Raw genomic sequence first — 26815 nt, 5'->3', positions numbered from 1 at the left:
TCCCCGTCATAGTCGCGATCACCCCACCAGGTGAACATGATACTCGTTTTCGTGTATGAATGGTCAGCGCGTGCCGGTCGTCGCCACGCGCTGTTGCCTTGAACGCGAAGGAGATCCGGTGAGCGTGGTGCGGGCCGACACAGCGATCCCCCTGGACGAGGTCGTCGAGGCGGTGGCCGAGACGCTCGACGTCCCGCCCGCCTCGGTCGGCGTGGACACGCCGCTCATCGCGCTCGGACTGGAGTCGTTCACGGCGGTGCGCCTTCGCCGCCACCTGCTCGACACCACGGGAGTCGCTCTGGCGTTGACCGACTTCCTCGGACAGGCCACCGCGCGCACCGTCGCCGCGGCGCTGAACGCGCAGGACGAGGACGCGGGTGGTCCTTCGGCCGACGAGCCCAGCGACGAGTCGTTCCCGCTCACGCCGATCCAGACGGCGTACTGGGTGGGCCGTGACCCGGGATTTCCCCTGGGCGGCGTCGCGACGTTCTACTACCGCGAGTTCGAACACGACACACCGGTGGGCCACGACGAGGCCGCCCGGCTGGGTACCGCGTGGAACGCGCTCGTGCGGCGGCACTCCGCTCTGCGCATGGTCGTCGACGACGACGCCACCGGCCGCGTGCTCGCGACCGTGCCGCACCACGAGATCCCGGTGACCGACCTGCGCGACCTGCCGCCGGACGAAGCCGCGCGCGTAGCGGCGGAACTGCGCGAGAAGTGGTCACACCAGACCCGACCCACCGGGTGCTGGCCGCTGTTCGACCTGAACCTCGTCCTGCTGCCTGGGCAACGCAGCCGCGTGTGCGTCGGGGTGGACGTGCTCTCGCTCGACCTCGCCGGCTGGATGCAGGTCATGGGCGAATGGGGCGCGCTCGTCGCCGACCCGGACACCCCGCTGCCCGAGCCCGGCACCACGTTCGCCGAGGTGGCCCGCCGCCGGGCCGCGCAGCGACTCGGCCCGGACGACGACCGCGCCCGCCGGTACTGGGCGGACCGCGCGCTGCCGCCGGGCCCGGCACTGCCCACCGTCACCGACGTCGCGTCCGTCAGGCGGCACAGGTTCACCAGGACCGCCACCGAACTGGACGCCGAGCGCTGGGCCGCGCTCAGGCGGGCGGCTTCCGATCACGGTGTGAGCCCGACGGCATTGCTGCTCGCGGCGTGCGGACTCACGCTCGCCCGATGGAGCCCGGTCGCCGACTTCTGCCTCAACACGACGCTGTTCGACCGCCCCGACGACCCCGAACTCGCGCACGTCGTCGGCGACTTCACCTCCACGATGCTCGTGCGGATGCCGGTGTGGGAGGCCCGCGACGGCTTCGCCGCCTACGCGCGTGCGGTGAACGAGCAGTTCTGGTCGGACATGGACCACCGCGAGGCGGGCGGGACGCAGGCCGTCCGGTCCGGCGGGAGCGCGATCGGAGCCCCACCGCACCCGGTGGTCTTCACCAGCGGGCTCGGCCTCACCACGGGCGACGCGGACCCCGCGGCGTGGCTCGGCTCCGAGGTCTACGGGATCTCGCAGACGCCCCAGGTCCTGCTCGACCACATCGTCCACGAGGAGGCCGGCCGCCTGAGGGTGTGGTGGGACGGCGTCGACGGCGTCTACCCCGAGGGGCTCGTCGCCGGAATGGCCGACGCACACCTGCGGCTGCTCACCGCCCTGGCGGGGGAGCCGGACAGCTGGGAGGACCCCTCGCTGGGCTGGACACCGTCCTTCCGGCCGGACGTGCCGCTGGACGTCGCGCCGTTCGCCGACGCCGGACCGCTGCTCGACGACCCGCTGCGGGCGGCCGCGGACCTCGACCCCGGCGCACCGGCGCTGCTGGACTCGAGGTCGTCGCTCAGCCACGGCGAGCTCGCCCGTGACGCCGACGCGATCGGCCGCCGTCTCGCCGCGTCCGGTGTCGGCCCCGGCGACCTCGTCGCGGTCTCGTCACCCAAGAGCATCGACCAGGTCGTGGCACTGCTCGGCGTCGCGGCCAGCGGCGCCGGCTACGTCCCGGTCGAGCCGTCGTGGCCGGTCGAACGAGTGGCTTCGGTGTGCGCGCAGGCGGGGATCGAGCACGCGCTGGTCACCGGCGACGTCCCGCCGATCTGGCCGGAGACCGTGCGCGTCCACCGGCTCGACGCGGCGGACGGCGGTTCCACCGCTCCCGTGCGTCCTTCGCCCGAGGAGCTCGCCTATGTGATCTTCACGTCCGGTTCCACCGGCCGTCCCAAGGGCGTGGCGATCGAGCACCGCGCGGCGCGCACCACGATCGACGACCTGGTCGACCGGTTCCCGATCACGCGCGACGACCGGATGCTCGCGCTGTCGGCGTTCAGCTTCGACCTCTCCGTGCACGACGTGTTCGGCGTCCTCGGTGTCGGCGGTGCGCTGGTGGTGCCGGACGCCGAACGGCAACGCGATCCGGAGCACTGGCTGGATCTGATGGACCGGCACGGCGTCACGCTGTGGAACACGGCACCGGCGCTGCTGGAGATGCTGGTGGAGTACGCGGAGATCGATCCCGCCCTCGCCCGCCGGGCCCTGCGGGCACTGCGGCTGGTGTTCCTGTCCGGCGACTGGATCCCCGTCACCCTGCCCGACCGGCTGCGCGAACTCGCTCCGCAGGCGCAGGTGGTCAGCCTCGGCGGCGCCACCGAGGCGTCGATCTGGTCGATCTGCCACCCGATCGGCGAGGTGGACCCCGAGTGGCCCAGCATCCCCTACGGCAGCGCGCTGCGGGGGCAGAGCTTCCACGTCCTCGACGAGGAGGGTCTGCCCGTGCCGGTCGGCGTGCCAGGTGAGCTGCACATCGGCGGTGATGGACTGGCCCGCGGATACGTGGGCGACGCGGAGCAGACCGCGCAGCGGTTCGCGGTGCACCCGGTGCTGGGCCACAGGCTTTACCGGACCGGGGACCTCGGGCGGTGGCGCCTCGACGGGACGATCGAGTTCCTGGGCCGGGCCGACCGGCAGGTCAAGGTCCGCGGGCACCGCATCGAGCTCGGGGAGGTCGAGTCCGTGCTCGACCGCGCTGCGGGCGTGCGCAAGTCAGTGGCCGCCGTGGTTCCGGGACCGGACGACAGGCCCAGGCTGATCGCCTTCGTGGTGCCCGCCGACCCCGCCGCTCCCCCGGCCGCGCCCGACCTCTCCGCGCACCTGCTGACCAGGGTGCCGCAGTACATGGTGCCGTCGCGGTTCACCTTCCTGCCCGAGCTGCCGATCACCGCCAACGGCAAGGTCGACCACACCGCGCTGCCCAACCCCTACCGCCGCGACGAGACCCCCGCGGCCGTGCCCGAACAGTCCGCTGTGGATGATCGAGAGCCGTTGTGGCTGACCGAGGCCGTGGCCCGTGCCGCCGAGCTGGGGCTCGAGGTGTCCCTGACCGTCGGGCCCGGCGCGCACACACCGTCGGACGCGCTCGCCGCGGCGGCTCAGTGGAGCCGCGCCACCGCGACGGCGGCCGCGGCTCTGGGAGTGGAGCTCCGCGAGAGCCTCAACGCGGACGGGCTGCTGCGCCTCACCGTTCCCGCGGCACCGGCACGGCAGCGGCCCGTCGCACCGCGCACGGGGGTGACCGCACCGCCCGTCGCAGCGGAGGCGGCCGCACAAGCCGTCACGGCGGGGATGGCCGCACCGGCCTGCCCGGAGCTGGAGGAGACCGTGCTCGCGGTGTTCCGCTCGGTGCTCGGACCGCACGCCGACGCGACCACGTCGTTCTTCGAGCTGGGCGCGACGTCGCTGACCCTGGTCCTGGCGTACCGCAAGCTGACCGCGCAGGGCTTCGCCACGCTGACCGTCGTCGACCTGTTCGCCAACCCGACCGTGCGGGCACTCGCCGCCTTCCTCGCACCGGCCGGTGCCCCCGAGCCCGTCCCCGATCCCGTCGCGGCCGTGCCCAGGCCGCAGGGCCGTCGTGACGCACGCCGACGCGCCGAGCAGGTCGCCCGATGATCGCGATCACCGGACTCGCGTGCCGTTTCCCGGGTGCCGTCGATGCCACCGCGTTCTGGGAGCTGATCAGGACCGGGCGCAGCGGCCTCACCCGGTTCACCCCGGAGCAGCTGCGTGCGGCCGGAGTGCCGACCGATCTGCTCTCCGCACCGGGCTACGTCCCCGTCGGCGGGCTCATCGAGGACCAGGACGCGTTCGACCCCGACGCGTTCGGCCTCACCGACGCCGAAGCGGCGCTGATGGACCCGCAGCAGCGGCTGTTCCTGCAGATGTGCTGGCAGGCGCTCGAACAGGCCGGCCACGGCGGCGGCGTGGGAGCGGGCACCGTCGGCGTCTACGCGGGCGCGTCGCACAGCGCGTACCTGGAGAGCAACCTTCGCGGACGCTGGGACCCCACCGGCGGTGGGGTCGATCCGGTCGGCAGTCTGCGCACGGCGATGGCGACGCACGGCGACTACCTGCCCTTGCAGGTCGCCTACCGGTTGAACCTCACCGGACCGGCGATGTCGATCACGAGCACCTGCTCCAGCTCCCTGGTGGCGGTGCACGCGGCGGCGCAGGCGCTGCTCGCCGAGGAGTGCGACACGGCGCTCGCGGGCGGGGTGTCGCTGATCGTGCCGCAGGGACACGGCTACCTGCACGTGCCGGACGGCATCTACTCCGCCGACGGAGTGGTGCGGCCCTACAGCGCCGACGGCAGCGGCATCGTCTACACGCAAGGGGTCGGCGCGGTGGTGCTGCGCAGGCTGGAGGACGCGCTGGCCGACGGCGACCCGGTGCTCGCCGTGCTGCACGGGTCGGCGGTCAACAACGACGGGGCGCTCAAGGCCGGGTTCACCGCGCCCTCGCCGCGCGGTCAGGCCAGGGTGATCACCGAGGCGCAGGCGGTCGCGGGAGTCGAGCCGCGCGGCATCGGCTACCTCGAAGGGCACGGCACGGCGACGGCGCTCGGCGACCCGATCGAGGTCGCGGCGCTGCGCTCGGTCTTCGGACCGAGCGAACGACCCTGGTGCGGGCTGGGTTCGGTGAAGGCGACCATCGGGCACGCGAACACCGCGGCGGGGATCGCGTCGCTGATCAAGACCGTGCTCGCGCGTTCGCACGGTGTCGTGCCCCCGGCGCCGCACCACGAGCCCGTCAACCCGGAGCTGGGTCTGACTGGGTCGGCCTTCCACCTCTCCGGTGAGGCCCGGCCGTGGCCCGAGGACGCGGAGTTCGCGGGCGTCAGCTCCTTCGGCATCGGCGGGACGAACTGCCACGTCGTGCTCGGACCGGCACCGGAGCTGCCCGAGTCCACTCCGGACGAACGGCCGCAGGTCCTGGTCGTGTCCGGGAAGACCGAAGGGGCCGCCCGTGCCACCGCCCGCGCACTCGGCGAGCACCTGCCCGCCGTGACGGACTCCGCGGCACTCGCGGACCTGGCACACACCCTCGACGCGGGGCGCACGCACCACGAGCACCGCATCAGCGTCGTGTGCTCGCCGGGTGATCTCGGTTCCGCCGCCTCGGCACTGCGCGAGGCGCGGCCCGTGGAGACAGCCAGACCGCGGATCGTCTTCGCGTTCCCCGGCGCGGGCAGCCAGTACTCCGGCATGGGCTCCGTGCTCTACCGCACCGAACCGGTCTTCGCCCATGCCGTCGACAGGTGCGCCGAACTGCTGCTTCCCCTGACCGGTCACGACGTCCGCGACGTCGTGCACGGCAGGGCCGCACGGGTCGGGGACGCGGCCGTCGGGCTGCCCGCGTTGTTCGCGGTGTCGCTCGGCACGTCGGCGCTGTTGACGTCGTGGGGCGTGCGGCCGGACGTGGTGCTGGGCCACAGCCTCGGCGAGTACACCGCCGCCGTGGTCTCCGGTGGGCTCGCCCTGCACGACGCCGCACGGCTCGTGGCGGTGCGCTGCACCGAGGTCTCGCGTGCCGCGGGCGGTGGAGCGATGCTGTCGGTCGACCTCGCCGACGTCTCCAGCCTGCTCGCCGAGCACCCGGACGTCGATCTCGCCGCGCTCAACGGTCCGGCCGGCACGGTGCTCTCCGGCGCGGCCGACGCGATCACGGCGCTGGAGGCCACCGCCAAGGCGGCCGGGCTGCGGTGCCGGCGGCTGCACGTGGACGCGGCGCTGCACTCACGGCTCGTCGAGCCCGCCGTCCCCGCCGTCCGCGCCGCGGCGGCACACCTCTCCCTTGCGCGGCCGGAGATCCCGGTGGTCAGCACGCTCACCGGCACCGCGGTCACGGACGAGCTGGGCACCGCCGACCACTGGGCGCGGCAGCTGCGCGACCCGGTGCGGTTCTCCCCCGCGCTGCGGGAGGCCGTGGGCACGGCGCCGTCCGTGCTCGTCCAGGTCGGGCCGGGCAGCAGCCTCGTCACGCTCGCTCGCGCCCACCAGGACCTGTCCCTGATCGACTCCGTAACTACGCTCGACCACGACCGCACCGGTGCCGAGGCGGAGTCCGTACGGGCCGCGGTCGCCCGGCTGTGGGCACGCGGTGCCGACGTTCCGCTGGACGCCCTGCGAGGAGGACGGCGGCGCCGGGTCGCCGCACCCGGTTACGCGTTCCAGTCGCGCCGCCTGTGGATCGACCCGCCACGGGAACCGCAGACGGTTCCGCGCGTACCGGCGTTGCTCCAACTCCTCCGCTGGCACCAGCTCCCGCCACTGCCGCACGTCCTGCCCCACGGCCACTTCCTGCTGGCCGCGGACGCGGACCTGCCGGCGGCGCGGGCACTCGGCCTGCCCTCCGTCCAGGACCACGACCCGGCCACTCCGGTCGACGCGGTGGTCGTGCTGACCCGACCCGGACAGGACGTCGAGGCCGTCGTGCTCGCCCACGCCGACCTCGCCCGCAGACTCGGCGGAATCGACGTGCCGAGGCTGCTTGCCGTCACGTTCGGCGCGGACCGGGTAGAGAGCGCGGACGAGGTCTGCCCCGGCGCGGCCTCGGCCCGCGCCCTGACCCGCGTCCTGGCCCAGGAACACCGCGGGATCCGGTGGCGCACCCTCGATCTCCCGGCCTCGGCCGGACCGGACGTCGTCGCACGCACGGTCCTCGCCGAGCTCGCCGACCTGCTCGGCACACCGGACGAACGCGGTGGCGACATCGCCTGGCGGTCCGGCACCCGCTGGCGGCGCGACATCGAGCCCTGGTCGGTCAGCCCGGCCGCCGGTGCCACGCCCGGTCCGTCCCGCGCCGTCGTGTCGGGCGGGCTCGGCGACGTCGGTCTGGTCGTCGCGGAACGGCTGGCCCGGCGTGGCGCCTCCGTCGTGCTCACCTCCCGCCGCGCGCTCGGCGACGTGCCCGACGCGGCCAAGACCGTGGACGCGCTCACGGCGGAAGGACTCGACATCCGGACCAGGACGCTCGACGCGTCCGATGTGGACGGGTGGGCGGCCTTGCTGGCCGAGTGCTCGCCCGACGTGGTCGTGCACGCCGCCGGTGCCGCCGCCACGGCGCGAGCGGTTCCGCTGCGCGACGTCACCTCCGACGAGGTCACCGCGCACCTGCGGGGCAAGGTCGGTGGCGCGACGGCGCTCCGCGAGGCTCTCTCGGCGCTGCCCGAGTCGTCCCGGCCGGACCTGGTCGTGCTGATGTCCTCTGCGGCCACGCTGGTGGGCGGCATCGGCACCGGGCCGTACGCGGCGGCGAACGCGGCGCTGGACGCGATCGCGACCGGCCAGCCCCGCTGGACGAGTGTGGTGTGGGACGGCTGGAGCGTCGGTCCCGGTGGCACCGAGCGCGACGTGGTGCTGCGGGACGCGCTCGACGCCGCGACCGGGGGCAGGGCCCTTGACCTGGTGCTGAACCAGCACTTCACCGGCACAGCGCCCTCAGTGGTGGCGGTGTCGCGTACGGACCTCGCCCGGCGCCGGGACGACGCGGCCTTCACCGAGGCCACCGGGTCATCCCAGGCGGGCACGCTCGCGGACCCGCTCGAGCAGCGGGTCGCCGAGCTGTGGACGGAGCTCTTCGGTGTCGCGATCACGTCACCGGACGCGGACTTCTTCGCACTGGGCGGCCATTCCCTGCTCGCCACCGGCATGCTGGCCGCGCTGGGCCAGGAGCACGGCGTCCGCCTGCGCCTCGCGGACCTGCTCGGTTCACCGACCGTGGCCGGGCTCGCCACGTTGCTGCGCACGCGCGAGGTGGCGCCGCAAGCGCCAGTGGTCCAGGCGGTGGCGGCAGAGCCCGACTCGTTCCCGCTGACCAGGGTCCAGCACGCGTACTGGATCGGCCGCGACGGCGGTTACCGCTGGGGTGACGTGCCCTGCCACTTCTTCCTCGAGTACGACTGCGCCGATCTCGACCTGGGGCGGTACGAGGACGCCTGGAACGCCGTGATCGCCCGGCACCCGATGCTGCGCGCGGTCGTGGACGCGCAGGGCCAGGCCAGGGTGCTGCACGACCTGCCGCGATTCCGCATCCGCACGCACGACCTGACCGCACTGTCCGAAGAGGACCGTGAACGCAGGCTCGCGACGTTGCGCGAGAGGGTCAGCCGCAAACCGGGACCGGCCGACCGCTGGCCGCTGTTCACCGTGCAGGCCGCCCTCCTGCCCGACCACCGCGTCCGGCTGTTCCTCGGCGTGGACGTGCTGATCTGCGACGCGGCGAGCTGGTGGGTCGTCGACCGCGACCTGCACGCCCGCTACACCGATCCGTCCCTGGAGCTCGCCCCCGTGGGCATCCATCCGGCCGCGTGCGTCCGGGCTCTGGAGGACCGGCGCCGCGGCCCGGACGGGGAGCGGGCGGCCGCCTACTGGCGGGCACGGCTTGCCGAACTTCCCACCGCACCGGCGATTCCGGTGGACGACACCGTCACCACCGGCCGCTTCGCCCGGCACCGCGCCACCCTGGAAGCCGGCCGATGGGAGCAGCTGAAGCGACTCGCCGCGCAGCACCGGGTGACCCCCACCGCCGTACTGCTCACCGTGTACGCCGACGTGCTGGCCGACTGGTCCGGCGAGGACTCGTTCAGCGTGGTGCTCACCCTGTTCGACCGGCCGGACGTCCACCCGGACGTGGCGAACGTGGTGGGGGACTTCACCTCCCTGGTGCTGCACGCCGTCGAGAACGCGGCGGCGGGTACGTTCGCCGACCGCGCCCGGCGCACCCAGCACCGCCTGTTCCGCGATCTCGACCACCGCGAGCACTCCGCGCTGGACGTGCTCGCCGAGAAGTCGACCGCGCAGGGCGGGGTCGCCTCGGTGCCGGTCGTGTTCACCAGCGCGCTCGGACTCACCGAGGTGATCGGCGCCGACCACGACCCGCGCTGGATCGGCACGAAGGTCGCCGCGCTCAGCCAGACACCGCAGACGCTGCTCGACCACCAGGTGCTGGAGGAGGGTGGAGAACTGTTGCTGCAGTGGGACGTGCTGGAACCCGTTCTGCCGCCAGCACAGGTCGCCGCCGCCGTGTCCGATCACGTCGCTCGGGTACGCAGGCTCGCGGACGACCCCGCGTCGTGGACGGACGGGGCTGCACCACCGGTCGACGACGCCGACGTGGCGTTGCTGCTGCGGCAGGGCTCCACCCCCGGCAGGACGCTGTTCCTGCTGCATCCCTCGGGTGGCGACGTGCTGTGCTACACGGAGCTGTCGCGACTGGTCGACCCCGGCGTCACCGTCGTCGCGCTCACCGACCCCGGGCTGTCCGGCCACGACGCCCCGGAGAGCGTGGACGCCCTGGCAGAGCTGTATCTGGGCGTCCTGCGGCGCCACCAGCCGCACGGCCCGTACCTGCTCGGCGGCTGGTCGATGGGCGGCGACCTGGCCCAGCGCGTGGCCTGCCTGTTGCACGAGGCGGGCGAGCACACCGCCCTGCTGGTGATGCTCGACTCCAACGACCCCACGCACATCGTCGACGTACCCGGTTCCCCCGCCGAGGCGGACGCGGAGGTGCGCCGCCGCTACGTGGCGTCGCTGGCGGGCTTCCTCGGCGTGCCGCTGAACGCGGGAGTGCAGCCGTCCCAGGACGACGTCGACGCGGCGTTGCGGTCGCAGGGCCTGCTGCGCCAAGAGGCCAGTGCCGCCGAACGGGTGGCCGTCTTCGCCCGGCACCTGCGCGGCCTGGCCGCGTACGAACCGCGGAGGCTGAACGATCCCGGCACCCGGACCCTCGTGGTCAAGGCCGGGAGGAAGGCCCCGGTCAACTCGGGCGTCGGCATGGGAGTCGACGACGTGCCCGGTGACCCCGCGGACCTCGGGTGGACCGCGCTGCTGGCCCGGCCGCCTCGGACGGCACCGGTGGACGCCCACCACTACTCCCTGCTGCGCGGCGGCGCCCTCGCCGCGATCGCCGCACTCGTCAACGAAGAACTCGCCCGCTGTGAAAGGCCCGCACCGTGACCCGCCTCCCCCGCCGCCTCGTCCTGCTGGCCGTGGCCGCGCTGACCACCACCGCCTGCGCCACCGGCAGCACCGCCTCCGCCATCGCCGAACTGGTCCGCTACGCCGCGGTCGGCTCGGCCGCCACCGCGAGCAACGACCCGCACGGCGGGCTCGGCAACGAGTCCGACGCGCTGCGCTTCGCCCTGCTCTACGACGTGCTGACCGTGGCCGGTTCCGACGGCGCGACCGCGCCCCGCCTGGCCACCGCCTGGGAACCCGACTCCACGCTCACCCGGTGGAAGATCACCCTGCGCACGGACGCGACCTTCGCCGACGGCAGGAAGGTCAGGGCCGCCGACGCGTTGTTCTCGTTGCGCCGCATGCAGAGCAAGGCCGCCGAGAACTACGGCCGCATGGCGATGTTCGACCTGGACGCCTCCAGCACCGTCGACGAGTCCACTGTGGAACTGCGCACCCGATCCCCGTTCGCGGCAGTACCGGAGGCGTTGCAGTCGGCGACCTTCGTCGTGCCCGAGGGCACGACGGACTTCAGCTCGCCGCCACCGGGCTCCGGGCCCTACCGGATGACCGGCGGTGATCCGGCGAACGCCGCCCTGGAGCGCAACGACGCGTGGTGGGGACCGAAGCCGCCGACGAAGCGGATCGAGATCCGCGCGATGGCGGACCCGCAGGCACGGGCCGACGCGGTCCGCTCGGGACAGGCCGACGTCGCGGGCAGCGTGAGCCCGACCGCCGCCGCTCAGGCCGAGAGCGCGGGCGTCCAGGTGGTCCGCCGACCGGCCGTCACGACGTACCCGGTCGTGATGCGGCTGGACCAGGCACCGTTCGACAAGCCCGAGGTGCGGGAGGCGGTCAAGCTCGCGACCGACCGCAAGCAGCTCACCGACACCGTGTTCGGCGTCTACGGCAAGGTGGGCAACGACCTGCTGACCCCCGGCGACCCGACCAGCCCCCGGCTGCCCGAGCGGAACCGCGACCTCGACCGCGCTCGCGCGCTGATGGCGCAGGCGGGTTACGCGGGTGGCGCGTCGGTCACCCTGCACACCACGACGGCCTACCCCGGCATGGACTCGGCCGCGACACTGCTCTCCGCGCAGCTCGCCGAGATCGGGCTGAAGGTCGCCGTGCAGGTCGACCCGCCGGAGAGCTTCTGGACGAAGACCTACGCCCAGGCCGGTTTCTACGTGAGCTACCTCGGTGGCATCGGCTTCCTCGACGTCTCCCGCATCGCATTGCGCGCGGCCTCTCCGACCAACGAGACCGCGTGGAAGAACCCGTCGTGGGAACGCGGCCTGGACGCCGCGCTCGCCGAGCCCGACGCCGCGAAGCGGGCCGGCGCGCTGGGCGCGCTGCAGGCGGCGTTGCGCGACGAGGGCGGTTACCTCGTCTGGGGTGTGGGCGACGGCCTCGACCTCGCCCGGTCCGGCGTCAGCGGGCTGCCGACCGGCCCTGGGTTCGCCCGCCTGTTCATCGACCAGGTGCGGATCACCGCGTGAGTGCTGCCGTGTCCCTGGCCCGCGCCGGAGGGGTTGTTCTGGCGCGGGCCACCGCGACCGCCGTGGTCGTCTCGGCCGCCGTGTTCGCGGCGGTGAGCGCACTGCCCTCGGACGCGGCCGACACGCGCACCGGTGGCCGTGCGAGCGCGGAGACGTTGGCGCAGCTCAGGGAAACGCTCGGCCTGGACGCGCCGCTGTGGCAGCGGTGGGGCCGGTGGACCACGACGATCCTGAACGGGGACTGGGGACGCTCGCTCGTCACCGACCGGCCGGTGGTGGACCTGGTGGCGCCCCGGCTCCAGGCCACCGCCGTGCTCACCGCGGTGGCGGTGACCCTGGCGGTTCCGCTGGCCCTCGCCCTCGCGCTCGCGGTCGGAACCACCCGGCCCCGGTCGGCACGGCGCTGGGCGGCGTTCGCCACGGCGGGCGCCGCGGTGCCGCAGACCGTCGTGGTCGCGGTGCTCGTGGTGGTCCTCAGTGGACTGCTGGGCTGGCTGCCGCCGTTGTCCCTGCTGCCACCGGGCGGCTCTCCCGCGGACCGGCCCGACCTGCTCGTGCTGCCCGCACTCGCCCTCGCGCTGCCCGCCGCCGCCTGGGCGGGCGGCCTGCTCGGCGGTGCGGTGGCGGACGCCTGGAGCGCACCGCACGTGCGCGACGCCGTCGCCCGCGGGGTGACCGGCTGGCGGCTGCGGACCCGGCACGTCCTGCCGTTCGTGCTGTCCCCCGCGATCCGCGCGGTGGCAGTGGTGACCGCGGGCACCGCCACCTCGGCGGCCGTCGTCGAGACGATGCTCGGCTACCAGGGCCTCGGCGAACTGCTGGTGACGGCGGTGGCGGGCAGGGACACCCCGGTCGTCGCGGCCGTCGGGCTCATCGGCGCGCTGGTCGTCGTCGCGGGCACGGCACTCGCGGACATGGCGGCCGCCGCAGTCGAGGTGCGGAGGGACCACCGATGAAATCAGCGTGGCCCGCCGCGGCCGTGGTCGCCGTCGTCCTCGCCGGCAGTCTGCTGGCACCGCACGATCCCCTTGCGGTCGCTGGTCTTCCGTTCGCCGGACCGGATGCCGGCCATCTCCTCGGCACCGACGTGCTGGGCAGGGACGTGCTGTCCCGGTCGCTGACCGGCGGGGCGGGCCTGGTCCTGCTGGCCGCCGTGGCGGGCGCCGTCACGTGCGTCGTCGGGGTGGCGTGCGGACTCGTCGCCGGGTGGCGCGGAGGCTGGGCGAACCGGGTGATCACCGCGGTGGCCGACGTGCTCACCGCCGTGCCGGTCCTGCTCGTGGCACTCGTGATCGCGATCGCGGTGCCCGGTCCGGTCGCCGTCGTCGCCGCCACCGTCACGGGAGGGGCCCCGCTCACGGCGCAGATCGTGCGGGACGCCACGCGGTCGGCGAAGTCGGCGGGCTGGGCGGACGCCGCCCGGTGCCGGGGAGAGACGACCACCGCTCTGCTGGCGCGCGAGGTGCTGCCCGCGATGTCCGGGCTGGTCGTGGCGGAGGCCGGGCTGCGGTTCGTCCTCGGTCTCCAGCTGGCTTGCACCCTCACGCTGCTCGGGTTCGGGGCCCAGCCTCCCGCCGCCGACTGGGCCTTGATGCTGCGCGAGAACCTGCCCGGCGCGGCGGTGAACCCGGCCGCCGTTGCGGCACCCGCCCTGCTCCTCGCGACGCTCGCCTGCGTGGTCGCGCTCGCGCTGCGGTCCCGCCGGGGCGCGGAGGTGACGGCATGACGGACCTGACCGTGCGCGGCCTCACCGTCCACGACGGACGCGGTCGCGCGGTGCTCTCCGGGGTCGACCTCGACGTGCCCGCGCACACCGTCGTGGCGGTGACCGGACCGTCGGGCAGCGGGAAGTCCACGGTGCTCAAGGCCGTTCTCGACGTCCTCCCACCCGGCCTGCGGCGTACCGGGGGCGAGGTCCGGTGGGCGGGCACGCCGGTGGTCCCGGGGCGTGCGGCCGTGCGGTGGCGGCGGCGATGCACCGGCCTGCTCGCGCAGGACCCGGTGAGCACGCTCAACCCGCTCTGGACCGTCGAGCGCCTTCTGTCCGAAGTGGACAGAGGCGTCGATGCTTCGCGGCTGCGTGCCCTGGGCCTGGACCCCGATGTCGTGCTCCAGCGCAGGCCCCACCAGCTCTCCGGAGGGCAGGCGCAGCGCGTCGCGCTCGCCAGGGCGACGGCGGGAGATCCGGCGCTGCTGCTGCTCGACGAGCCGACCAGCTCGCTCGACACCGACACCGCCCGGCGAGTCGCCGAACTCGTGCGGCGGCGCCGGGAAGAAGGACTCGGCTCCACCCTGCTGATCTCCCACGACCGCGAGTTCGTGTCGGCACTGGCCGACCACGTCGTCGACCTCGGCACCACCGGCTCCGGCTTCACCCCGCCCACCGCGCCACCACCGGAGGACGACGTCGTCCTCCGGGTCAGCGGGCTGGGCATCGAGCACCCGGTGCCGTTGCTGCACGACGCGACGTTCGAGGCGCGCCGCGGCGAGCTCGTGGTGATCGTCGGTCCGTCGGGCAGCGGGAAGACGACGTTGCTGCGCGCGCTGGCGGGGCTGCACGAGCCCTGCACCGGCCTGGCGCAGGTCGGCGGAACGGCGTTGGCGCCGCTGCCCCGGCGGGATCAGGACCACCTGCGCGCCGTGCAGTACCTGCCGCAGGACCCGTTCGCCGCGCTCAACCCGGCACACCGCGCCACGTCCGCCGTCGCCCGCGCCGCACGGGTGCTGCTCGGGCTTCCCCGTGACCGGGCGACCTCCGCGGCGCTGGAGCTGCTCGCCGCGGTCGGGCTCGACCCCGCGACCGGGCGCCGCCGGCCCCGTCAGCTCTCCGGCGGACAGCGGCAGCGCGTCGTGCTCGCCCGCGCGCTGGTCGCCGAACCCCGGCTGCTGCTCGCCGACGAACCCACGTCGGCGCTCGACGACCGCACCGCCGAGGCCGTGCTCGGCGTGCTCGCGGACCACCGGGCGCGAGGGCTCGCGGTGCTCGCGGCCACGCACGACCCGCGGCTCGTCCGGTACGCCGACCGCGTTCTGCGCTGGCGGCACGAGGCCCTCACCGACGAGACGACCCGTCACCCCACCCGAGGAGGAACCACCCGGTGACCACTTCCGAGCTACCGGTGCTCGCCGTGATCGAGCGCCTGCGCGCCCACCCCTGGATCGGGCACTGCGAACGGACCGCGGACGGGGTGCGCGTGCACCCCGCGCCGCACCTGCTCGACACCGCTCCCGAACCGGGCGCGCTCGTCACCGAGTACCTGGAGCAGTGGAGCGAGGTCTACCAGCTGACCTACTCCTCCGCCTCCGACGACACCCCGGGCGACCTGGACCTGAGCGGCTGGCGCGCCTCCGACTCGGGAGAACCGCTGCCCACCGGGCACATGCGCCAGTGGGTCGAGCGCACCGTCGAACTCGTCGCGGGCCTGCGCCCCCGGTGGGTGCTGGAGCTCGGTTGCGGCACCGGCATGCTCCTGCACCGGCTCGCGCCGCGGGTGCGGGGCTATGTCGGGACCGACGTAGTCGGCGGTTCCGTGCGCGGGCTCGACCAGGCCCGTGGCGCGGTCCGCACCGTGCGGGCGGCGGCGCACGAGGCCGCGGCGCCGTCCGTGGCCGCAGCGATGGCGGCCACGGGTTTCCCGGCGGCGACCCCCGACTGCGTGGTGCTCAACTCCGTGACCCAGTGCTTCCCCGACGTCGGCTACCTCGGCGAGGTCGTGCGCGAGGCGGTGCGCGTCGTGGCCGCCGGCGGGCACGTCGTGATCGGCGACAACCGGCACTCCGGGCTGCACGCCGACTTCAGCACGTGGGTCGAGGAACACCGCGGAGCCGGTCCCGACCTCGCCGAACGGGCCCGCGCCAGGATGGAGCGCGACGAGGAGCTGCTGTTCGACCCGCTCGTGCTGGCGCGGATCGCCGCCGAGGCGGGGGCGTCGACCGGGCGTCAGGTGCGGATCGCGACGTTCCCGAAGCTCCTCGACGCCGACTCGGAGTTGACCCGCTACCGCTTCGACTGCGTCCTGTCCGTCGACTCCGACGCACCGGTCGCCGAGCCGCGCGTTCTGCCGTGGCCGCAGGCGGCGGACGTCCTCGACGGGTCCGGTGTGCGCGTCACGGGCATCCCGAACGGCGCCCTGCCCGGCACAGGCGGCCCGGCGACGACCGCGGCGGAGCTGGCCCACCTGGTGGCAGGCCGCGACGCGCACGTGACGCTGGCGGCGCACGACCCCCGTTCGCTGGAGATCGTGTCACCCGCCTCGGCAGCGTGGCGTCCCGCCGAGGAGGTCGCCTCGCTGGGCAACGGTGCCGCGCACGAACCGCTGCGCCGCTTCACCGCGCAACGACTGCGGGCGGTCGTCCGCACGTGTCTGCGTGACGTCCCCGGAGCGAAGGACGTCCACGTCGAGGTCGTTCCCGTTCCGCACCGGACGGCCGAGTCGTGATCGAACGCTGCCACCAGGCCGGGCTCACCGCCGTCGGCCGGGCCGACCTCTCCGCACTGCCCGAGGCGATGCGCGCCCTCGACGAGGCCGCACTGGACACGATGGCCGCGGTGCTGCGCCGGGCGGGACTGTTCCGGCCTGGTGTGAGCCACCGCGCGGACCAGGTGCTCGACCGCCTGCGCGTGGCCGACCGGCACCGCTGGATCGTCCGCGGTTGGGTGCGCGCACTCGTGCGGCACGGTCGCCTCCAGGCCTCCGCCGACGGCGCGGCGCTGCGTGACCTCTCCCCCGCGCCGACCGCCCCCGTGCCCCTGCCCGAGCTGTGTGCCCGGCTGGGGTATCCACCCGAGGTCGCCACGTTCTTCACGTCCGCCGCCGCGCGTCTGCCGGAACTGCTGCGCGACGAGGTCACCCTGCAGTCGGTGCTGTTCGGAACCGACAGCACGGAGACCGCGGACGGCGTCTACCGCGAGAACGTGATCAACGGCTACCTCAACGCGGCCCTCGTCGAGGTGCTGCGCACCGCACTGCCGGCCGCACCTCGCGTGCTGGAGCTGGGAGCGGGTGTCGGCGCCACCGCCGTCCCGGTGCTCACGAGCATCACGGGTCCGCTCGAGTACCTGTTCACCGACGTCTCCCGCTACTTCCTCGACACCGCGGGGGAACTGCTCTCCGCCGACGGGCGGGTGCGGTTCGGTGAGCTCGACATCAACGAACCCGCGTCGCACACGGTCGACGCCGGCTCGTGCGACGCCGTCATCGCCGCGAACGTGCTGCACAACGCGATCGACGTCAACGCCGTGCTCACCACGGCACGCTCCTGGCTGCGCCCAGGCGGACTCCTGCTGATCGTCGAGTCGTGCGGCGAACTGCTGCAGGCCGCCGTGTCGATGCAACTGCTCATGTCCCCCGCGCCGGACCGTCCCGCCGCGGGTTCGCGCGACCTCCGCGCGGGTGAGGACCGCATCTTCCTCACCCGCGACGAATGGATCACCGCGCTGCGCGACAACGGCCTGAGCCCCGTGCTCGTCCTCCCCCACCCCGACCACCCCCTCAGCGCACTCGGCCAGCTCCTGCTGGTCGCCACACCCACAACTCCGGGAGCAACTCGATGACCGACACCCTGGACCACCGGGAGACTCTGGCCGACATCTGGGGCCGGTTGCTCGGGCTCGACGCCGCGGCCGTGCCGCACGACGCGGGGTTCCTCACCCTCGGCGGTGACTCCGTGCTCGCCGTGCGGATGTCCGCACAGGTGCGCAAGCAGCTCGGCGTCGTGCTGGCGCTGTCCGACGTCCGGGTCGAGATCACGCTGTCCGAACTCGCCGACCTCGTCGCGCAGCGCGCCTCCGGCGGCGGCCGGGCACTGCCCGTCGAGGTCGTGCGCCGCACGGACCCCGACGAGCCGTTCCCGTTGCTGCCCCTGCAACAGGGGTACTTCGTCGGGCAGCAGGACGGGTGGGAGCTGTCCTACCCGTCCGCGCACCACTACGTCGACATCGGACTGTCCGAAGTGGAGGCCGACGAGGCGGCGGAGTCTTTGCAGGACGCCCTGCGCCGGCTGGTGGCACACCAGCCCACCCTGCGGGCCCGCGTGCTTCCGGACGGACGGCAGCGCATCCTGCCCGCCGACGATCCGGCGGCCGTGCCCACTCTGACCGTCACCGACCTGCGCGGCGCGCCCGCCGACGACGCCTCTCGCACGCTGGCCGCCACGCGGCACGAGATGAGCACCAACGGCCCGAACCCCGCCGACGGCCCCGGTATCGACATCCGCCTCACGCTGCTCTCCGACGACCGCGCCCGGCTGCACTGCGCGGTGAGCCTGCTCATCATCGACGGCTGGTCCTCGAACGTCTTCTACCGCGACCTGTTCGCGCTCGTCGCGGACTGGAACGCCACCCTGGCGCCGCTGGACATCGACTACGGCGACTACGTGACGTCTGTGCGGCAGCTGCCCGGCACCGCGGCCTGGGAGGCCGACCGGGACTGGTGGTTCGACCGGTTGCCGGATTTCGGGCAGCCACCGGCCCTGCCGTTGCGGCTCGACCCGGCGCACGCACATCCCGATCTGATGGCCTCGACCCAGCGGACCGTGGACAGCACCACCTGGGCGGCCGTGCGCGTCCAGTGCGCGGCTCACGGTGTCACCCCGTCGGCGGCGGTGTTCACCGCCTACGCCTGCGTGCTCGCGCGAGCAGCCGGCCACCGCGTGATGCTGCTGAACTCGCTGCAGCTCAACAGGTTGCCGTTGCACCCGGACGTGCACCGCATCATCGGGGCCTTCGCCTCCACCATGCTGATCCCCGTCGAGCTCCAGCCGTCGGCCTCGTTCGCCGACCTGGCCCTCACCTGCCAGCGCCAGTTCGGTGACGCGGCGGCGCACAACCTGATCAGCGGGGTCGAGGTGTCGCGGGAACTGGGCCGTCACCGCGGCACCCACCGGCCGGTCGCGCCGGTGGTGTTCCAGAGCACGCTCGGCATGGACGCGGCGATGGGCCAGCGCCTGCCGCAGGACGCCGGCCCACTCGGCGTGATCGACATGCACGACCACCACCAGCAGCTCCGCACGCCGCAGGTCGCACTCGAAGTCCGCCTGTTCGAACTCGACGACACCATGACGGCGGTGTTCTCCTACGTTGAGGAGATCTTCGAACCCGGTCTCGTCGAGCGGATGTTCAGCGAACTGCTCGACCACGTCCACACGCTCGCCGAGCCGGGCTCCTGGGACTCGACCGTGCCGCTGCCCGCGGCGGAGCACCCACAGCACTCCGCGAACGTGCTGGCGCTGGGCAGGTACGGACGCACCGACACCGCTGGGGACTCGGAGAGCGGTCCGCCGCGTGACGATCTGGAGAAGCAGGTCTCGTTGCTGTGGCAGGACGTACTCGACGTCGCCGAGGTCGACCGGGCGGGGAACTTCTTCGCGATGGGCGGCGACTCGCTGCTGGCCGTGCGCGCCCTCGCCCGGCTGGCCCGGGAGACCGGGACCGCGGTGAGCGTGCGCGACTTCCTGGCCTCGCCAACGGTGGCGGGTGTGGCCGCACGGATCCGCACCGCACGGCCACACCCGGCGTGAGTGTGCCGCTAGGCCTGTTCCGCGGCGGCGAGCCCGGCGCGGAACAGGCCCTGCTCCAGCCACACCGCCGCCCGCACACCGTCGGCCGCCGCCTGGCTGACGAGCGTCAGCGCGTCGGGCAGCACGGCCAGCCTGGCCATGTCGCCCGCGGCCGACACACCCGCGACGGTGGTGGCCTGGAACTCGTCGACGCGCACGCAGCCGTCCGGGAGGATCTCGCAGCCGAGGTCGGCGGCGAAGGGCGCACCCTGCCGGGTCGGGGCGCGGTGGAAGACCGCCTCCCGCCGCACGACCTCACCACCTTCGAAGTGGATGCCCACGGCGCCGAGCTCGCCGCTGACCCGTTCGACGCGTTCCGTCCGCACCGGGATCCCCGCCTGGTCCAGCCGCGCCAGCACCTCGGGCGGAAGCTCGTGCGGGCCGTCGGTCAGCACGACCACGTCCTTGCCGAACCGGTCGGCGACGTACAACCCGAGCATCACCTGCGGCACGTCGCGGCCGAGCACGGCGAGCGTCCTGCCGCTGGTCTCGTAGCCGTGGCAGAACGGGCAGTGGAAGACGGACCGGCCGAACCGCTCGGGCAGTCCGGGAATCTGCCACGGCTCGTCGACCTGCCCGGTGGCGAGCACGAGCCGGCGCGCCCGTTCGACCCGCCCGCCGGCCAGTTCCACGCGGAAGTCGTCGAGCGCGCCGGACACCGCGACCACCCGCGTCTGCTCCAGCCGCACGGTCTCGTAGCCGGCCAGCTCCTCGCGCCCGGCGGCGAGCAGGTCGGCCGGGGGGAAGCCGTCCCTGCTCAGGAACATGTGCACGCCGTCGGAGGGTGCGTTCCTCGGTTCTCCCCCGTCCACCACCAACACCGACCGCCGCTGCCGGCCCAGCACCTGTGCGGCACTGAGGCCCGCCGCCCCGCCACCGATCACGACGACGTCGAACACGATCCCACCTCCAGTTTTCGATAATGACTATCACTATCAGAAACCTTGTGGGTGGTCGACACCCCGAACCGGAAGGGCACCCCGCATGACCATCGCGATCTTGGGCGGCTACGGAGCCGTGGGAGCGGCAGCGGCCCGCAGGCTGGCCGCTCGTGCCGCGTCCCCGCTTCGCATCGGCGGCCGCAGCCTCCGCTCCGCCACGGCGCTGCGCGAGGAGCTCGGCGACGGCGCCACAGCGCACGCCGTGGACCTGAGTGACAGCAACTCACTCGCCGCGTTCTGCGCGGGCAGCACCGTCGTCCTCAACTGCGCCGGACCGTCGTACCGCGTGCTCGACACCGTCGCACTCGCCGCCCGCGAGGCAGGGGCGCACTACGTCGACGTCGCGGGTGATCTACCGCTGCTGCGCCGCCTCCGCGCCCTGCCGCCCTCTGACCGCCTGGCGGTCGTGTCCGCGGGGGTCATGCCCGGACTCACCGCCATCCTCCCGCTCACCCTGCTCGGCGGCGATCCCACGACCACACGCATCGACCTCCACGTCGGCGGCCCAGTACGCATCACCCCGGCGTCCGCGCAGGACATCCTGCTGGCCACCGGTCCCGACTTCGGCACCCCCTCAGCCACCTGGCGTGACGGCCGAGTCGCCCCCGGCACCGCGACCGCGCGCTGGCACACCACGCTTCCGCACTTCGGTCCCGACGTGCACGCCCTGCCCTACCTGACCACCGAAACCGCGGACATCGCACACCACCACGACCTCGGCGAGGTCCGGCAGTACTCGGTCTACGTCTCCGAACGCATCCCCACCACGCTGGCCACCGCGTGGGCGGACTCCCCGGACGACCCCACCTCCTGGGCGGGCGAACTGGCCGCCGCCGCGACAGCCGACCTCGCGGAACACCGGCCCAGCTACACGATCCTGGCGGAGCGGAGGGACATCCCGTCGGGTCGCCTCGTCGGCCGACGGCTCCTGCAGGCCGACGACCCCTACCGGCTCAGCGGACTCGTGGCGGCCCTCACGGCCGAGGCTGCTCTCGTCCACGGCGGATCGGGCACGTGGCCCGCCTGGCGCTTCCTCGACGCGCACGAGACCTGGAGTGCCCTCACCTCGGATCCTCAATGCCGGACAGAAGTGCGGGCCACCTCCGCCGCACCGCTCTAGTGCGTTGCATTACGGCCGGCAGCAGGACGCCGAAGGCCGGCCGGCGACCTGGCGCGGCCCGCGACTACGCGCCGGCCCGCTCCGTGACGTAGGTGTCGCGCGCGACCGGACGGCTGGTGGCGAGAGCCGGAGCGCCCTGATGGGCGCCCCGGAAAGTGAGCGCGTCGGTTCTCAGACGCCGGCGCTGTGGGGAACGGCGCCGGCGGGCAGGGAAGCATCCGGCGCGGGACCTGTTCGAACGCGGCCAGAACTCCGGGGAGTTCACCCCGCTGATGACCACGGCCTGGCTGACCGAGGCGTTCTACAGCCTCGTCGTCGGCGCGGTCTGGGCCGTGCGCAGCGGCCGATGCGCCCAACGCGACTTCGTCCCCATGGTGATCAGGATGGTGCTCCTCGGAGCCTGCAACGGAAAGGACGAGCAGCTCGCGTGATCACGCAGGTGCTTGATCGGGCGGACCGTCGTGCATACCGAGTTCAGCTGCCGGTGTCATGGCCGCCAGGAGCGCCCGCGCTCGCGACACCAGCGGCAGATCGACCATCTGGCCGTCGTGCGCGGCGGCAGAACCGTCCGCTGACGCCACGATGACGGCGCGCGCCCACCTGAGTTGTGCCCGGGAGGGAACGAACGCGCGGTTCACTGCCGCGACCTGGCGGGGATGCACGCAGAGCTTGGCCGTGAAGCCCAGCGCCAGAGCGTGGTCGAGGTCTGCCGCGAGCACGTCCGGGGAGTCGAGCGCGGTCGTCACACCGTCGATCGGTCCTCCGCGACCGGCCGCTGCCGACGCCAGGACAACGGTGGAGCGGGCGTGCCGGAGAGCCAGGTGTGAGTGGTGGTCCACGCCGAGCTGGGTGGCGAGGTCGATGCTGCCGAAAGCCGGCCGCAGTGCGGTGTCCGCCTTGCAGAGGGTGGCTGCGTTGAGCACTCCGGCGGCTGTCTCGATCAGGGGGATGGTCGGCACGCCGAGGTCGAGGTCTGCCGGGGTCTCCGCTTTGGGCACCATCAGTGCCGACGCGGAGTGGCGCGTGGCTTCGACGTCGTCGCGGTGCCACGGTGTGCCGGCGGCGTTGATGCGGACGATCGCGCGGTTTCCTGAGGCGAGCCAGGCTCGGACGTGCTCGCGGGCCCTGGTCTTGTGCTCTGGTGCGACCGCGTCCTCCAGATCGAGGATGACGGCGTCCGCGCCACTGGCCAGCGCCTTGGCGAAGCGGTCGGGCCGGTCTCCGGGAACGAAGAGGAACGAGCGGCCGTTCACCGCAACTGTCCCGTCGCGGTCACGCGGCCGTACCGGTCCCGCACGGAGGTCGTGGTCGCCTCCGAAGTCTTCTCGGCCTTGGCGATCAGGCCCTGGTGGGCGAACAGCGGGGAGATGAGGCGGTAGTCGAAGTGCTGGTCGCCGGCGCACCCTCGGGCACGGGCGGCTTCGGCCATCGCGAGTGCCTGCAACGGGCCGTGCGTGACGAGTCCGGGGTAGCCCTCCACGTCGCGCGCGTAGTCGCGGTCGTAGTGGATGCGGTGCGCGTTGTAGGTCAACGCGGAGAAGCGGAACAGCAAGGTCGGGGACACGTCGATCGACCACTCGTCTCCTGCCGCTCCCACCTCCGCGCCCTCGTCGACGCGCAACGGTGTCGTTCCCGCGTCTCGGTAGACGATGTCCTGTTCCTCGTCGACGACGACTTCGCCGCGCTGGAGGACCTCGTTCCGCACCACCACGAACGTCAGCTTTCCCGAACGGCCTTCCTTGTCCTTCGTGGACAGGATCGTGGAGCGCCGGGTCGCCTCCTCGCCGCACCTCAACGCTCCCGCGGTGCGGATCCTGCCTCCCGCCCACATCCGGCGGCGGCCCCGTCCCGGCGTTGCCGCAACGGTGTCGCGGACCGGGTGCCCGTCGGCGCCCAGGTCCGCTTGGGCCGGGTGGTCGAGCAGGTAGACCCAGTGCCAGAGCAGCGGCAGCCCGTCCCGTTCCAGGTCGGGTACCGGCACGTCGAGCAGGGCGCCGAGCGCGAGGGCGGGCCCGGGTTGCAGCAGTTCGGTCCTCACGCGGGCACCTTTCCGAACTCGGCGCGGATCGCCTCGTTGTGCTGTCCCAATGCGGGCACGGCGCCCATGAGCGGTTCCCGTCCGGTCTCCACCGGCGGCAGCAGGGCCTCCACCTCACCGCCGGGCGTGGCGACGGAGCACCACCGCGAGCGGGCCAGCAGTTGCGGGTGTTCTGCGAGCTCGGCGGGGCCGCGCAGACGGGCGTTCGCGATGCCCGCGGTGTCGAGCAGCGCCAGCACCTCGTCGGCCTCGAAGCCGGCGAACGCCGCTTCCAGCAACGGGGTCAACTCGTGGTCGTGGCGCACGCGGTCGGTGTTGGTGCGGAACCTCGGGTCTTCGACGAGGTCCGGGCGCTTCAACACGTCGTGGCACAGGGCGGCCCACTCCCGGTCGTTCTGCACGCCGAGGAACACCGCGCCGTCGCCACAGTCGTAGGGACCGTAGGGCGCGATCGACGCGTGGCGGGCGGCGGTACGACGAGGTGGTTCGGCGCCGTACCGGGAGAAGTAGGCGGGCTGGCTCATCCACTCTCCCAGCGCGTCGATCATCGCCACGTGCAGGGAGGCGCCCTGGCCGGTGTGTTCGCGGTCGTAGAGGGCGGTGAGGATGCCGCTGTAGGCGTACATGCCGGTGGCGATGTCGGCGACCGAGATCCCGGCCTTCGACGGCACGTCCGGTGTGCCGGTGGTGGCGAGCAGACCGGTTTCGCACTGCACCAGCAGGTCGTAGGCCTTCTTGTCGCGGTACGGGCCGTGAGGGCCGTAGCCGGACACCGAGCAGTGGATCAGCGAGGGATGCTGGGCGCGCAACGCTTCCGCACCCAGGCCAAGGCGTTCGGCGGCTCCGGGCGCGAGGTTCTGCACGAACACGTCGGCACGGGCGATCAGCGCGTGCAGCAGCTCGATCTCGTTCTTGATGTCGAGCTCGATGCTCTCCTTGCCTCGGTTGAGCCACACGAAGTAGCTGGACTGGCCGTGCACGGTGCGGTCGTAGTCGCGGGCGAAGTCGCCGGCGCCGGGGCGTTCGACCTTGATCACGCGGGCGCCGAGGTCGGCGAGGTGCCGGGTGGCGAGCGGTGCGGCGACGGCCTGTTCCAGTGCGACGACGGTGATGCCGTCGAGGGGGTGGCGCATCAGGAGGTCCTCACTGCGCGATGGGGTGGCGCTGGACGAGCTGGCGGGCGATGACGTTGCGCTGGATCTCGTTGGTGCCCTCGCCCACGATCATCAGCGGCGCGTCGCGGAAGTACCGCTCGACGTCGAACTCCGTGGAGTAGCCGTAGCCGCCGTGGATGCGCACGGCGTTGAGCGCGACCTCCATCGCGGTCTCCGAGGCGAAGAGCTTCGCCATGCCGGCTTCCAGGTCAGCGCGCTCGCCCGAGTCGTAGCGGCGGGCGGCGTGCAACGTGAGCTGGCGGGCGGCCTCGAGCTTGGTCGCCATGTCGGCGAGGTAGTTGCCGACGGACTGGTGCTGCCAGATCGGCTTGCCGAAGCTCTCGCGCTCCTGGGCGTAGCGCAGCGAGTCCTCCAGCGCTGCCCGGCCCACGCCGAGCGCCCGGCAGGCCACCTGGATGCGGCCGATCTCCAGGCCTCGCATCATCTGCGCGAAGCCCTTGCCCTCCACGCCGCCGAGCACCGCGGTCGACGGCACGCGGAAGTCGTCGAACGCGAGTTCACAGCTCTCGACGCCCTTGTAGCCGAGCTTCGGCAGGTCGCGCGACAGGGAGAAGCCCGGCCCCTTCTCGACCAGCAGGACGCTGATACCCCTGTGCGCGGGCGAGGCTGCGGGATCCGTCTTGCACAGCAGCGCGATCAGGTCCGAGCGGCGGGCGTTGGTGATCCACGTCTTGGAGCCGTTGATCACGTACTCGTCGCCGTCGCACCGCGCGGTGGTGCGCATGGCCTGCAGGTCGGAGCCGCCACCGGGTTCGGTGAGGGCCATCGTCGCGCGGATCTCGCCGGTGGCCATGCGGGGCAGGTAGGTGTCCTGCTGCTCCCTGGTCCCGTGGGCGACGAGGAGCTTGGCCACGACGGTGTGGCCTCCCATCGCGCCGGCCAGTGACATCCAGCCGCGAGCCAGCTCCTCGGTGACCATGGCGTAGCACTGGGCGGAGACCTGAACCGGGCCCCAGGGCTCCGGCACGGCGAGCCCGAAGATGCCCATCTCCTTCATCTGCTCGATGAGTTTCTCGGGGTAGGTGTTCGTGTGGTCGAGTTCCTGCGCGACCGGCTTCACCTCGCGGTCGACGAACTCGCCGACGAGCCGGACGATCGCGGATTCTTCCTCGGTCAACGTCATGCCTTCTATCATCGCCACGAATGGGACCGGCCGGGTAATAACGAGTCGGCATGACCTCATGCGAGGCCGGGATGGACTTCAAGCAGCTCAAGGCACTGGTGACGGTCGTCGAGGTGGGCAGCGTGACCAGGGCCGCCGAGTTGCTGCACCTGGTGCAGCCCGCCGTGACGCGGCAGATCCGCGCGCTGGAGCAGGAACTGGGCGTGCCGCTGTTCGAACGCACCCGGCAGGGCATGCGCCCCACCGCGGCCGGTGTGAGCCTTGCCGAGCGGGCCCGGCGCGCGTTGACCGAGATCGAACGCGCCCGTGCCGAACTGGCCCCCACGCCCGGTGTCGTCACCGGCATCGTCACGGTCGGCCTGCTGGAGAGCGCGGCCGACCTGCTCACCGAACCGCTGGTGACGGCGATCGCCCGCGACCACCCCGGCATCGAACTGCGCCTGCTGACCGCCTACTCGGGGCACCTGCAGCAGTGGCTCGATGACGGCGACCTGGACCTGAGCCTGCTCTACAACCTCACGAGCACCCCGTCGCTGAACGTCACACCGCTGGTGCACGAACAGCTCTGGGCGGTCGCTCCCCCGTCGGCCGCGCTGACCGGGGACCGGCCGGCGTCGCTGGCCGAGGTCGCCGAGCATCCGATCGTCATGCCGTCGTCCGGGCACGCCCTGCGCAGCCTGATCGAGACCGCCGCGCGCACCGCCGGCGTCGGTCTGACGATCAGCGTGCAGACCAACTCGATGCACCTGCAGAAGTCCCTGGTGCGCGGTGGTCACGGGTGGACGGTCCTGCCCGGTGTGGGCATCGCCGCCGACGTCGCGAACGGGGTGCTGTCCGCCGCGCCGTTGTGCGAGCCGGAGGTGCGGCGGTCGATCGTGCTCGGCATGCCGCGCGCGGGCCGGATCGCCACCGCGGTCGAGGTCGTGGCGCGCGAACTCGTGCGGCAGATCCACGAGGCAGTCCGGAGTGGACGGTGGCCGTCGGCTCGGCCGCACTGAACGACCCCATGCCACGGCGGCATGGAGGTATGCCGACTTTCTATTTTCCAGGCGCGTTCATCACCGCTGAT

At 73.2% G+C, this 26815-nt stretch carries 17 protein-coding genes; 12 read left to right on the top strand and 5 right to left on the bottom strand.

The window, feature by feature from the left end; translation table 11 throughout:
* The first annotated feature begins 118 nt into the window (after positions 1-118).
* The 9 genes from ND450_RS07610 to ND450_RS07570 are packed head-to-tail and all read left to right on the top strand — an operon-like array spanning position 119 to position 19310.
* On the top strand, positions 119-3949 hold the full coding sequence (locus ND450_RS07610; protein ID WP_253325448.1) for an amino acid adenylation domain-containing protein: 3831 nt from the start codon (positions 119-121) through the stop codon (positions 3947-3949).
* Positions 3946-10293, top strand: coding sequence for a type I polyketide synthase (locus tag ND450_RS07605; RefSeq protein WP_253325447.1), 6348 nt, complete (start codon positions 3946-3948; stop codon positions 10291-10293). The genes ND450_RS07610 and ND450_RS07605 overlap by 4 nt, the downstream gene beginning before the upstream one ends.
* Positions 10290-11792: an ABC transporter substrate-binding protein gene (locus tag ND450_RS07600; protein WP_253325446.1), complete on the top strand. Its 1503-nt coding sequence runs from the start codon at positions 10290-10292 to the stop codon at positions 11790-11792. Before ND450_RS07605 ends, ND450_RS07600 begins: the two co-directional genes overlap by 4 nt.
* A complete protein-coding gene (locus ND450_RS07595; protein WP_253325445.1) occupies positions 11789-12748 on the top strand; it encodes an ABC transporter permease subunit in 960 nt (319 codons plus the stop codon). The genes ND450_RS07600 and ND450_RS07595 overlap by 4 nt, the downstream gene beginning before the upstream one ends.
* Positions 12745-13518, top strand: coding sequence for an ABC transporter permease (locus ND450_RS07590; RefSeq protein ID WP_253325444.1), 774 nt, complete (start codon positions 12745-12747; stop codon positions 13516-13518). The genes ND450_RS07595 and ND450_RS07590 overlap by 4 nt, the downstream gene beginning before the upstream one ends.
* Positions 13515-14894, top strand: coding sequence for an ABC transporter ATP-binding protein (locus ND450_RS07585; protein ID WP_253325443.1), 1380 nt, complete (start codon positions 13515-13517; stop codon positions 14892-14894). Before ND450_RS07590 ends, ND450_RS07585 begins: the two co-directional genes overlap by 4 nt.
* Positions 14891-16231, top strand: coding sequence for a class I SAM-dependent methyltransferase (locus ND450_RS07580; RefSeq protein WP_253325442.1), 1341 nt, complete (start codon positions 14891-14893; stop codon positions 16229-16231). Before ND450_RS07585 ends, ND450_RS07580 begins: the two co-directional genes overlap by 4 nt.
* Positions 16228-17346: a class I SAM-dependent methyltransferase gene (locus ND450_RS07575; RefSeq protein ID WP_253325441.1), complete on the top strand. Its 1119-nt coding sequence runs from the start codon at positions 16228-16230 to the stop codon at positions 17344-17346. The genes ND450_RS07580 and ND450_RS07575 overlap by 4 nt, the downstream gene beginning before the upstream one ends.
* The gene (locus ND450_RS07570) at positions 17343-19310 is read left to right on the top strand and encodes a condensation domain-containing protein (protein ID WP_253325440.1); all 1968 of its coding nucleotides are present in this window, start codon (positions 17343-17345) and stop codon (positions 19308-19310) included. The genes ND450_RS07575 and ND450_RS07570 overlap by 4 nt, the downstream gene beginning before the upstream one ends.
* An 8-nt stretch (positions 19311-19318) precedes the next feature.
* Here the strand turns inward: ND450_RS07570 and ND450_RS07565 are convergent, their stop codons facing one another.
* The gene (locus tag ND450_RS07565) at positions 19319-20248 is read right to left on the bottom strand and encodes an NAD(P)/FAD-dependent oxidoreductase (RefSeq protein ID WP_253325439.1); all 930 of its coding nucleotides are present in this window, start codon (positions 20246-20248) and stop codon (positions 19319-19321) included.
* An 85-nt stretch (positions 20249-20333) separates the two neighbouring features.
* On the opposite strand from ND450_RS07565, the gene ND450_RS07560 reads away from it, so the two are divergent.
* Positions 20334-21410 (top strand): saccharopine dehydrogenase NADP-binding domain-containing protein, encoded by a 1077-nt coding sequence (locus ND450_RS07560; protein ID WP_253325438.1) that lies wholly within the window; start codon positions 20334-20336, stop codon positions 21408-21410.
* 272 nt (positions 21411-21682) lie between these two features.
* Positions 21683-21841, top strand: coding sequence for a hypothetical protein (locus ND450_RS07555; RefSeq protein ID WP_253325437.1), 159 nt, complete (start codon positions 21683-21685; stop codon positions 21839-21841).
* Here the strand turns inward: ND450_RS07555 and ND450_RS07550 are convergent, their stop codons facing one another.
* Genes ND450_RS07550 through ND450_RS07535 form a run of 4 tightly spaced genes read right to left on the bottom strand, consistent with a single transcriptional unit; the run spans position 21842 to position 25746 of the window.
* Entirely contained in the window at positions 21842-22663 is an 822-nt protein-coding gene (locus tag ND450_RS07550; RefSeq protein WP_253325436.1) for a CoA ester lyase, read from the bottom strand.
* The gene (locus ND450_RS07545) at positions 22660-23448 is read right to left on the bottom strand and encodes a MaoC family dehydratase N-terminal domain-containing protein (RefSeq protein ID WP_253325435.1); all 789 of its coding nucleotides are present in this window, start codon (positions 23446-23448) and stop codon (positions 22660-22662) included. The genes ND450_RS07550 and ND450_RS07545 overlap by 4 nt, the downstream gene beginning before the upstream one ends.
* Positions 23445-24581 (bottom strand): CaiB/BaiF CoA-transferase family protein, encoded by a 1137-nt coding sequence (locus tag ND450_RS07540; RefSeq protein ID WP_253325434.1) that lies wholly within the window; start codon positions 24579-24581, stop codon positions 23445-23447. Before ND450_RS07540 ends, ND450_RS07545 begins: the two co-directional genes overlap by 4 nt.
* A gap of 10 nt (positions 24582-24591) precedes the next feature.
* A complete protein-coding gene (locus tag ND450_RS07535) occupies positions 24592-25746 on the bottom strand; it encodes an acyl-CoA dehydrogenase family protein (protein ID WP_253325433.1) in 1155 nt (384 codons plus the stop codon).
* 50 nt (positions 25747-25796) lie between these two features.
* Here ND450_RS07535 and ND450_RS07530 point away from each other — a divergent pair, with 50 nt between their 5' ends.
* Positions 25797-26744, top strand: a complete 948-nt coding sequence (locus tag ND450_RS07530) for a LysR family transcriptional regulator (protein WP_253325432.1) — start codon at positions 25797-25799, stop codon at positions 26742-26744.
* The last annotated feature ends 71 nt before the right edge of the window (positions 26745-26815 follow it).

The sequence above is a fragment of the Lentzea sp. HUAS12 genome (assembly GCF_024125735.1).
GTDB classification, from domain to species: domain Bacteria; phylum Actinomycetota; class Actinomycetes; order Mycobacteriales; family Pseudonocardiaceae; genus Lentzea; species Lentzea albida.
The sequence above is the reverse complement of the archived record's forward strand: the minus strand, read 5'-3'. Positions and strand labels throughout refer to the sequence as shown.